The following is a 9,703-nucleotide window of genomic DNA, read 5'->3' as shown; positions in this document are numbered from 1 at the left end:
CGACGCTATTTATGACAGTGCTCGCGGCGTGGAGTGCGGTGCTCGCGCGCTTGTCGGGCCAAGATGATCTAGTCATTGGCACGCCCAGTGCGAACCGGGGGCACCGTGAGATCGAGCCGTTGATTGGCTTTTTTGTCAATACGCTGGCGTTGCGCGTGGATTTGTCCGGCGAGCCCAATACAAGCGAACTGCTTAAGCGCGTGCGACGTACGACGTTGGATGCGCAGGCACATCAAGATTTGCCGTTCGAGCAGGTCGTTGAGATTGTGCAGCCGCCGCGCCGGCTCAATCACACGCCGCTGTTTCAAGTGCTGTTCGCGTGGCAGAGTAATGAGACAGGGCAGTGGCGCTTACCCGGACTGGATGTCACGTCTGCCAACCTCGATTACGACATGGTCCGGTTTGACCTAGAAATGCACCTGTATGAAGCAGGCGACGAAATTATCGGGGCATTGTGCTATGCGAGTGCGTTGTTTGACCCCGCGACGATCGAGCGGCACGTTGGATATCTGACGACGATGTTGCAGGCGATGGCGGCTTGCTCACAGCAACCGGTGGCGACGCTTCAGATGCTGGGGGCGGATGAGCGCCAGCTGCTGCTGCAAACATGGAATGCGACGACGGCTCCCTACCCAGCCCACCAGTGTGTTCATCAGCTGTTCGAGGCACAGGTGGAGCGTAGCCCCGATGCTACTGCGCTGGTGTACGAAGCGCAGACCCTAAGCTATGCGCAGCTCAATGCACGCGCGAACCGCCTCGCGCATCGGCTCATTGAATTGGGGGTTAAGCCGGATGCCCGAGTGGCGATTTGCGTCGAGCGCTCGCCGGCGATGGTCGTGGGGCTATTGGCGATCATGAAGGCGGGCGGCGCTTGTGTGCCACTTGATCCCGCGTATCCGTCCGAGCGCCTGGCGCATATTTTGAGTGATGCAGCACCAACGATCGTACTAGCGGATGCAACGGGTAGAGCCACGTTGGGGGAAGCGGCGCTTGCGTACCGAAGCGTACTTGAGCTGGATGTACCGCTCGATCAAGCTGCACCCAACCCACGGGTAGCCGAACTGACGCCTCGCCATCTGGCGTATGTCATTTACACGTCTGGCTCCACCGGCACACCGAAGGGCGTGATGATCGAACACGTTCAAATCACACGCTTATTCGAGGTGACAAAGTCCAAGGGCATCTCAAATGAAGATCAGGTGCTGATTGACCGGCAACGAGGTTATAGTCTGACGCCCGCTGACCGCGTTCTCCAAAAAGCACCCTTTAACTTCGATGTATCAATTTGGGAGTTCTTTTGGACGTTGCTCAATGGCGCGACCCTTGTCGTAGCCGCCCCCGATGCTCATAAAGAGCCTGTCGCTTTGATCGATCTCATTGCCCGGCAGCGCATCACGACGGTTCACTTTGTGCCTTCCATGCTGAGTATTTTCTTGGATACGGAAGGCGTTCAGCGCTGCACATCCGTGAAACATTTAATTTGCGGTGGTGAGGCACTGTCCGGCGTAACCGCCCGGTTGTGTCAAACGCTGCTGCCCGACGTGCAAGTGCACAACCTGTATGGGCCAGCTGAAAATCCCATTGGTACAACGTTTTGGACGTGTCCAGCAGCATGCGCAGAAGACACTATCCCAATTGGGCGGCCCATCGCGAACACGCAGGTCTACTTGCTTGATGTGCACGGCCAGCCGGTGCCACTCGGTACGGTTGGGGAGTTGTATCTCGGCGGAGTCGGTGTCGCCCGTGGCTATTTGAACCGTCCCGAGTTGACGGCTGAGCGCTTCGTACCTAATCCGTTCTCGGACGCACCCGATGCACGCATGTACAAAACGGGCGATTTGGCTCGTTACCGACCCGATGGCAATCTGGAGTACCTAGGCCGCAATGATGAGCAGGTCAAAATTCGGGGCTTTCGCATTGAGCTGGGCGAAATCAAGGCGTCTCTTGTGCAACACCCGCAGGTGCGTGATGCGGTGGTGCTCGTGCGAGGTGAGGGCATTAATAAGCAGCTTGTTGCATATGTGGTAGCCGACGCCGATGAAAAGTTGGTGAATACGTTGCGTGCGCATGTGGCCGCTAGCTTGCCCGACTATATGGTGCCGGCTGCATTCGTGCGTTTGGATGCTTTGCCACTCACGCCGAATGGCAAGCTTGATCGACGCGCGCTGCCTGAACCGGATTTGGCACCAGCCCAATATCGCATTCCTCGTACGCCACATGAACAGACATTGGCGGAACTTTTCACAGAAGTGCTGAACTTGCCTCGCGTAGGCATTGACGACAGTTTTTTTGACTTAGGCGGCCATTCTTTGTTGGCCATGCGTTTGATCGATCGTATTCGCAAGGTGTTAAAGGTTGACCTTACCATTCGCACGGTATTTGAAGCACCCACTGTCGCCGGTTTAGCACAACGTTTGGCCCAGCTCAATGGTGTTCAAGAAAGTTCGTTTTCTGTTTTGCTTCCTCTCAAGCCTAAAGGCAGTCGTCCTCCTCTTTTCTGCATGCATCCCGGATTCGGTTTGAGCTGGAGCTACATTAGCCTGTCAAGTTTTTTAGACAGTGACCAGCCCCTCTATGGAGTGCAAGCCCGTGGGTTTGACGGCGCAAGGCCACTTCCGTCTACCATTAATGACATGGTGTCAGACTACTTAGAGCAAATTCGCCAAATCCAGCCAGAAGGACCTTACTACCTGTTAGGGTGGAGCTTGGGAGGCATAGTCGCGCATAGCATGGCCGTCCAACTTGAGCAGCAAGGTGAAAAGGTGGCGTTGTTAGCTTTACTAGATAGTCGGCCAGGATCGTATTTTGTAAACAAAGAAGGCGAAATTGACCAGGAAATGGTGAATGCTGCCCTTGCCGATCACTACGGTGATGAGTTTATTAAATCCATGAGTAAAGAATTCTTGGAAAATGCTTATGAAATTGCAAAAAATAATCCACGAATTTTAAAAGATTTTTGTCCGGCGGTGTACGCTGGTAATGCGGTATTCTTTCGAGCTACCCGAACAGAGGTTGAAGATGATGTACTAATTTCTCCTGATGTGTGGAAGCCCTACGTGCTTGGAAATATAGAAGTTTATGATGTGCACTGTAGTCACGGAGAAATGCTCAGGCAGGAACCAGCAACTGTAATTGGTGAAATTTTAGCTCGTAAGTTGAATGAGCCGGTGGATAAACATATCCAAGGAGAGACTGATGCAGTGCAGTAGGTCTTTACGGAATATTAGGCCGTTTAAAACTATCCAGGGAGTGTATCGGGGCTGTCTAACTAGTCCTGATGATGAGGCTAGCATGAAAAAGCATGGCACATAAATTTTGAATTAATTTGTGCTGTTTCGATTAATTGGGTGCGATCTGCAGTGTGGTTGTGTCTGAGCATGAATGTTTGGTGTGTTGAAAATGTTTAGTAACCTATACTTTTGAGAGGGGTTTTTATGAATAACATGCTAGAAATTACAGGTGAGCGCATAAGAGCGAGTGATATTGCCAGGGCAGCATATGATTTTGATATTCATGTTCGCCTTGGTCAAAAAGCATGCGAGTCTATTGTTGCGTCACGAAAGTTGCTTGACGATCTTCTTTTGCAAGGAAAGGTAATTTATGGTGTAAATACAAGTATGGGTGGGTTTGTTAAATACCTTATCCCAGAAAAGTATGCCACGCAAACGCAAGAAAACCTCATTGCAGCAGTCGCAACAAACGTTGGTCCATACTTTGATGATTCTGTGGTTCGAGCGACAATGTTGACGCGTATCAACTCGCTTGCGCGAGGGGTATCTGCAATTTCGCTAGAGAACATTCAAAAATTTGTAGAAATTTTTAATAAAGGGATCTGCCCTTGCATACCTCAGAAGGGTTCTCTTGGTACCAGTGGAGACTTGGGCCCACTTGCTGCTATTGCATTGGCGCTAACTGGAAAATGGAAGGTTAGGTATCAAGGGGAAATCATGAGTGCATCGGATGCGCTACGCAAGACTAATATTGAACCACTCCGACTTAGTTATAAAGAAGGTTTGGCGTTGATAAATGGAACTTCAGCCATGACTGGGTTGGCGTGTCTAATGGTAAATGATGTGGAGAAATTGATTAAGTCGTATGAGTCAATAACGGCTTTAACTTTAGAAACGTTGAAGGGAAAACGTAAGGTATTTTCGCCGTTGGTGCACGAAGAAAAACCGCATCGAGGTCAGCAAGCGTCCGCAGCAAATATCTATAATGCGCTTGCGGACAGTAATATGATAAGTAGTGAGGATGATGTATCAAAAAATCTTCGTTCGCAACTTTTCGATAATGTGATAGATAGTGTTACCGATCAAATCGAAGATGCATATTCTTTGCGTTGTACTCCGCAAATAATTGGACCGATTAGGGATGCTGTTGATTATGTTAAGTGCGTAGTGGAAAATGAGTTAAATTCTAGCAATGATAATCCTTTAGTTATTCCGAAGCATGGTGATGTGTACCATAATGGGCATTTTCATGGGCAGTATATTTCGATGGCGATGGACCATTTATCTATCGCATTGGTTACGCTGAGTAATTTGTCGGATCGGCGTATCGATAGATTTATGGATAAAAATAATAGCAATGGATTGCCACCATTTCTTTGTGCGAACGAACAAGGAATTCGGCTTGGATTGATGGGAGGCCAGTTCATGAGTGCTTCACTTGCCTCGGAAAACCGGTCTTTATGTGTGCCAGTTTCCATTCACTCATTGCCCTCAACAGCTGACTTCCAAGATATTGTATCACTTGGTCTTGTGGCCGCTCGGCGTGCACAGGAAATATTTAATAATACTGTTTATGTTATAAGCTTCGAACTTCTGTGTGCGTGTCAAGCAGCTGATATTCGTGGTGCTGATAAATTAGGAACTCATACTGCTATGCTTTATAATTCAGTACGGTCTTTTTTGCCGTTTTTTGAAAAAGATGAGTCGCTTACTCCGTATCTAGAAAATATTGCTATGTTTATTCGAAATGAAATGGCTCAGTCTTTGGGGGCGACTGATAGCCATGTTGTATAAAATTTGTGTATAAACAATGGGGGTAAGCGTGTCGGTAAATAAAATTATCTGATGGAGAATTCAATGCATGACGCTACCCTTGTAATTTGAAATTTTGATTTTTGTGGTTTGAGATAAATTCAAAGGCAAAGCTTTTATAAATGCGGTATGAGCAATTTACCTTCCAACGTCACGCGGCACGTTGACGTTTCCATGGTAGAGCAATTATTGTGTTCCGGTGCCAGTGGCGTGTCGATCGGTAAGTTGTTTGAACAGTTTCTACCATTGGCTCGGGAACGCCTAAAAATCTGCGTTGCGTTGTTCCGTGTCTTTGTGATTGAATCTTGGGAAATGAGGGTTATTGAACAACCTCATGAATCTCCGGACACAGTTTGCTATTTAAAATATCGGTAGGCATACGACTGTGTTTCTGATTAGTAACAAGCGAGAAGTGATGGAAGTGCTGGCGGGGTGGGGCGGGGCGCCGGCGGCGGTCAGCGCAAAAGAAGCTGGCAGTGGTGCGGGAGAGTTTTGATGTGGGCAAGACCGTCTCAATGGCGGCGCGTCAACGCGGCGTGAATCTGAATCAGCGATTTCATTGATGTAAGTAGCATTAGGACGGCAGCCAGCGCGGCTGAGGACATCCGTGTCGGCATTAGAACTGGAGGCGCTGAAACTGATTAAGTCATTTCAACGGCTGCTGGGCACAAAACGATGGGAGTGAAAATCCTGTGCGAAGTCGTGCAGTACGGTTGAGCAAAAAATAGATGGCGTGCTTGTCTCGTTGCCGCTGGACGAGCAGTGAAGCAGCTCTGCGAGGTTCCCGGTGTAGCGTGCTCGAACGTGGCGGCAACGCTGGCACGGCCGACCGATTGGCGAGACAGGCGCACGAGTTGGGCAACGGGCGATGCTGGCCTGGTCGGAGAGATTCGGCTGATCATCGCCGAGCTATCGAGCTACGGCTATCGGCAAGTCTGGGGCGTATTGCGCCAGGCGTGCGGGGTGAAGACGATGAAGCGCGCCTACGTGGCTTTCATGCTCAAACCGACGTGGCCAGGCTGCGCGTCATCTCGCCATTGCAGTTGAGCACTACAACGAAAAGTATCCTCATAGCGCGTTGAAATATTGCTTGCCATGCAAGTTCCGACGCAGGATCGATTCATTAATTTGAGTTTGAGGCAGTGTCCGGGACTAAGGGGGGCAACTCCAGGCGATTTTTCCGTTATTCAGGATAAAACTCTTGCGATAGCACGTCATCGACCGACCACAGCAGCTCTGCCGGAAACACATCGAGATCTAGCCCAGTTTCGTTGCTTGCAAGGCTGCGGGCCTTTGACCAGACGATATCGAGCCACGCGGCATCGCTGAACTTACCGCAAAGGCTCGGGGCCTCGTTTAGTACATAGGCGACTTCCTTACGCTGCGTGCGGATCGTGAACTGCCAACTCTTGCTGCGGCGCGAAGGCTGAAATTGCCACTTTAGCAGATGAGCCAGCAGTACCGACATCCGGCTCGCTAACTCGCGTTGCTCGCTCTTACCCACGTCCTCGATCTCCTCGGCAATATGCTCGACATCGATGGCCGACAACTTGCCGGAGCGTAGCAGGGCGGCCTGCTCGTTTGCCCACGCAACCACGTCCTGCTCGTATCTCGTTCCCATGTTCGTTTCACTTACACAATAGAGTTAAATAATAAATGCACTTGTACACCATTTCAAGATCGCTTAGCTACTCTGCCGATGGTCTTCCTGGCAGCTCCCAGAACTTTGTTAGGACACACACGACGCTGTGCACTGTTTGGTGCAGCTAGATAAGCCTTCCATCTCGAGCAGTACGTTATTCTGACCAGCGGCTATCCGAAATATTCAGCCGGTCGTTGCAGCTGGCCAGGGTTGGTGCGCATGCACTTCTGTTATGCAGTGCAGAAGCAGCGAGTCTTCCCACGGCTTATCCAATATTCGACATCATGGCTGTAATTTAAAAAATTGACGTGACGTAGATCAAGAAAAGCGCTGTGTGTCCGGATGTCTGCTTATAAAAATAGAGCACTATGCTAGTTTAGTCCAACATGATTTTTTCTGCACTTCGCGCTTAAGTCAAGAGCGGGAGAACGTGGAGCACAGGTGAACGAGATTTTCCAAAGAATTAATTGCATAGATATGGACAACATAATTATTACCTCTTTTTCGACCACTGCTACCTTCCTGTATCGGTGGCGTGCTGCTCAAATGCTTTTCTATGTTGATTTTGGCAGTTTTGCGAAAGAAAAATGTTTGGATGATACGCGATTTGGCTCTACAGCGACTTTACCTCGTTGGTAAGCCATGCACATGAAAAGGAGTTTATCCTCGTGCGTAGCGCAGCAAACAACGTTGTTGAAAGCTTTGTGAAGTTTTCAATATGCTGCGCTGGCTGGTCAGGAGTGGCGCGCCGTGGCGTAGGCTGCGAACGATTTGCCCCCTGGGAAGCGGTCTGCCAACAGACGCAGCGCTGGATGCGCGCGGGGTGTTTCGAGGCGATCGTGCACGACTTATGGGAAATGCTGCGCATATGCGATGGGCGCAAGGCGCAGCCTAGCGCCATAATCCTGGATAGCCGCATCTTACAGTCCACGCCGCAGTTCGGTGCGCGCGCCGGCTACGATAGCGCGAAGCGCCGCAAGAGTTTCAAGATACATCTGCCAGTCAACATGCTGGGGCAATTGCTAGCACTGCATGTGACGCTGGCCAACGAGCAGGATCGTGCGCAAGTCGAGCAATTGGCTCGAGCAATACAGTTACGACGCAGGACCACTTTATCAACCTTAGTGTAAGACCGTGTCCGGATGTAAGGGGGCAATCCAGCTAATGGCTAAAAAGCCGATCGCTGATCCTCCGGCGGCGATACGGGGGCTATCCCGGGCTCAGTGGCGTGGCGGCTAGCCCTGCTGCTCGAGCTGCTGTGCCAGCTTCCCTGCCCGCCGCAGCGCGTCGACGATTTGCGCATAGGCGCGCTGTCGCGTCGGCTCATCGGGCGCCCGTAGGGCAAACGATGGGTGGTAAGTTGGGATGACAAAGTGCCCGCCGTACTCAATCGTTTGGCCCAACGAACGCTGCAGTGTCACGGTCCGATCTTGCAGCACGGCTTTGAGCGCTGTCGCGCCAAGAGCGACGACCACCGCGGGGGCGACCGTATCGAATTCACGGTCGAGCCAGTAGTGGCACGCTTCAATTTCGCGCTGTGCGGGCGTTTTGTGCATGCGCCGCTTACCGCGCGGTTCCCATTTAAAGTGCTTGACGGCATTCGTCACATAGACATCGTCGCGGGCAACGCCGGCCTCGCGCAACGCGTCGTCCAGTAGTACGCCAGCCGGACCGACAAATGGCCGGCCTTGTCGATCTTCCTGGTCGCCGGGTTGTTCGCCGACCATCATGATTGGTGCATGAGCGGGTCCCTCGCCCGGCACCGGCTGCGACGCGTCGTGCCACAGCGCACAGCGCCGGCAATCGTCCAGGCCTTGCGGCTGCTGGTGCGGTTCGATTTCGATCTTTCCGTGTTCCTGCGTCGTCGGTTTGCGCGTGGTCATCATGCGCTCGGTCATAACGAAACTCCTGGCAACCCTCTTGCACGATGCGTGCCTGCGGTCCCGGGTCGCCGTGCTCCAGATGCCGTGTACACGCCATGCATTTTTGCCTGTGGATTGTAAAAAGCAGTCGCGTAACGGCGACGTGATAGTGGGGCCGCGTATGCGAGCATGCGGCACGTCCGTTGCTCGACGCTAAAGGCAATCGTTCACTCATATTCACGGAGGTTGTCCATGCATCGCGTTCAGGAAATCATGTCTCGGGACGTCGTCCATATCAGCCCGTCCGATACGATTCGACATGCCGCCGAGTTGATGGACCAGTACGATATCGGCGTGCTGCCGGTATGCGAAAGCCGCAAGCTGACCGGCATGGTTACGGACCGCGATCTTGCGGTGCGCGCGCTGGCGGCCGGTAAGGAACTTGACAGTCCGGTGAGTGAGGTCTGTACGCCGCAGGTCGAATGGTGTATGGAAGATGACGATTTGGATGCTGTGCAAAAGCGCATGGCCGACGCGCAACTGCGTCGCATGCCGGTGATCAATCGTCAGAAGGAACTGGTGGGCGTGCTGTCGCTCGGAGATGTCGCCACGCGTAGTGTCGGCGCGTCGCATGACGAGGTGGCCAATACGCTGGAGGGCGTGTCGCAGACGCGACATCACTGATACACAAGACGGTGGCGCTTGCCCCGCGTGAATGGCGTGTAAGTGTTTCACGTCGGCGTGACGACCGGTGCGGCCACCACGCCGACATTGCGGCGTAGTGGTCCAGGAAAGCGGTTAGTTTTTGCCCGAAGGCTGCGCAGGCGGATTCTCCTTATCGTCCTGGCTGCCGTGCGACGGTTGCTCGTCGGGCACGATTTTCGTCACGCCGCCTGTCGCGGGCGGATCGCTGGCAGGAAAGGTGTCCTCGACCGACTTATCGATTGCTTCCTCTTTCTTGTCACGCGAAATGTGTTCCTTGGTTGACATATTGGTCGTGGCTCCATAAAACAACAACCAACAGTCTCGCAAACCGCGTGCCTGGAGGGATTGGCTAAGCGGCCGGCGCCCCTGGGCGCCGGCTCAACAGTTGTCATCTTAGCGGCTGCTGTCATCGTTAGTGGCTGCTCCCATCGCCTTGCCTTGCTGGGGTGGGC

Annotated in this window: 7 protein-coding genes and 3 pseudogenes; 7 read left to right on the top strand and 3 right to left on the bottom strand. The window is 52.4% G+C overall.

The genetic code is table 11. From position 1 onward, the window contains the following. The 4 genes and pseudogenes from KPG66_RS16060 to KPG66_RS18120 all read left to right on the top strand — a co-directional run. A partial coding sequence (locus KPG66_RS16060) for a non-ribosomal peptide synthetase (protein ID WP_442929459.1) occupies positions 1 to 3,209 on the top strand: 3,209 nt, incomplete at its 5' end. A 225-nt stretch (positions 3,210 to 3,434) separates the two neighbouring features. Next, complete coding sequence (locus tag KPG66_RS16055; protein ID WP_237071463.1) at positions 3,435 to 5,024, top strand: phenylalanine aminomutase (D-beta-phenylalanine forming); 1,590 nt, start codon at positions 3,435 to 3,437, stop codon at positions 5,022 to 5,024. Positions 5,025 to 5,494: 470 nt separating this feature from the next. After that, positions 5,495 to 5,605: pseudogene (locus tag KPG66_RS18125) on the top strand (hypothetical protein); the annotation flags it as partial. A gap of 400 nt (positions 5,606 to 6,005) precedes the next feature. Further along, positions 6,006 to 6,174, top strand: a pseudogene (locus KPG66_RS18120) (integrase core domain-containing protein); the annotation flags it as partial. A 51-nt stretch (positions 6,175 to 6,225) separates the two neighbouring features. Here KPG66_RS18120 and KPG66_RS16045 read toward each other — a convergent pair. Continuing rightward, the gene (locus KPG66_RS16045) at positions 6,226 to 6,663 is read right to left on the bottom strand and encodes a DUF29 domain-containing protein (protein ID WP_237071462.1); all 438 of its coding nucleotides are present in this window, start codon (positions 6,661 to 6,663) and stop codon (positions 6,226 to 6,228) included. 462 nt (positions 6,664 to 7,125) lie between these two features. Between KPG66_RS16045 and KPG66_RS16040 the strand changes: the two genes are divergently transcribed. Together KPG66_RS16040 and KPG66_RS17810 are read left to right on the top strand one after the other, a co-directional pair. Then, positions 7,126 to 7,323: a hypothetical protein gene (locus tag KPG66_RS16040; protein ID WP_237071461.1), complete on the top strand. Its 198-nt coding sequence runs from the start codon at positions 7,126 to 7,128 to the stop codon at positions 7,321 to 7,323. Positions 7,324 to 7,384: 61 nt separating this feature from the next. Next, positions 7,385 to 7,778: pseudogene (locus KPG66_RS17810) on the top strand (transposase); the annotation flags it as partial. A 141-nt stretch (positions 7,779 to 7,919) separates the two neighbouring features. Here the strand turns inward: KPG66_RS17810 and KPG66_RS16030 are convergent. Continuing rightward, positions 7,920 to 8,582 carry a UdgX family uracil-DNA binding protein gene (locus KPG66_RS16030; RefSeq protein ID WP_083813551.1) on the bottom strand — a complete coding sequence of 221 codons (663 nt, stop codon included), beginning with the start codon at positions 8,580 to 8,582 and terminating at the stop codon, positions 7,920 to 7,922. Between the two features lie 216 nt (positions 8,583 to 8,798). On the opposite strand from KPG66_RS16030, the gene KPG66_RS16025 reads away from it, so the two are divergent. Beyond that, a complete protein-coding gene (locus KPG66_RS16025; protein WP_041754887.1) occupies positions 8,799 to 9,230 on the top strand; it encodes a CBS domain-containing protein in 432 nt (143 codons plus the stop codon). A 114-nt stretch (positions 9,231 to 9,344) separates the two neighbouring features. Here KPG66_RS16025 and KPG66_RS16020 read toward each other — a convergent pair whose 3' ends face one another. Next, positions 9,345 to 9,536, bottom strand: a complete 192-nt coding sequence (locus KPG66_RS16020; RefSeq protein WP_237071459.1) for a hypothetical protein — start codon at positions 9,534 to 9,536, stop codon at positions 9,345 to 9,347. Positions 9,537 to 9,703: the final 167 nt, after the last annotated feature.

Source organism: Mycetohabitans sp. B2, from assembly GCF_021733735.1.
In the GTDB taxonomy this organism is placed as follows: domain Bacteria; phylum Pseudomonadota; class Gammaproteobacteria; order Burkholderiales; family Burkholderiaceae; genus Mycetohabitans; species Mycetohabitans rhizoxinica.
The sequence above is the reverse complement of the archived record's forward strand: the minus strand, read 5'-3'. Positions and strand labels throughout refer to the sequence as shown.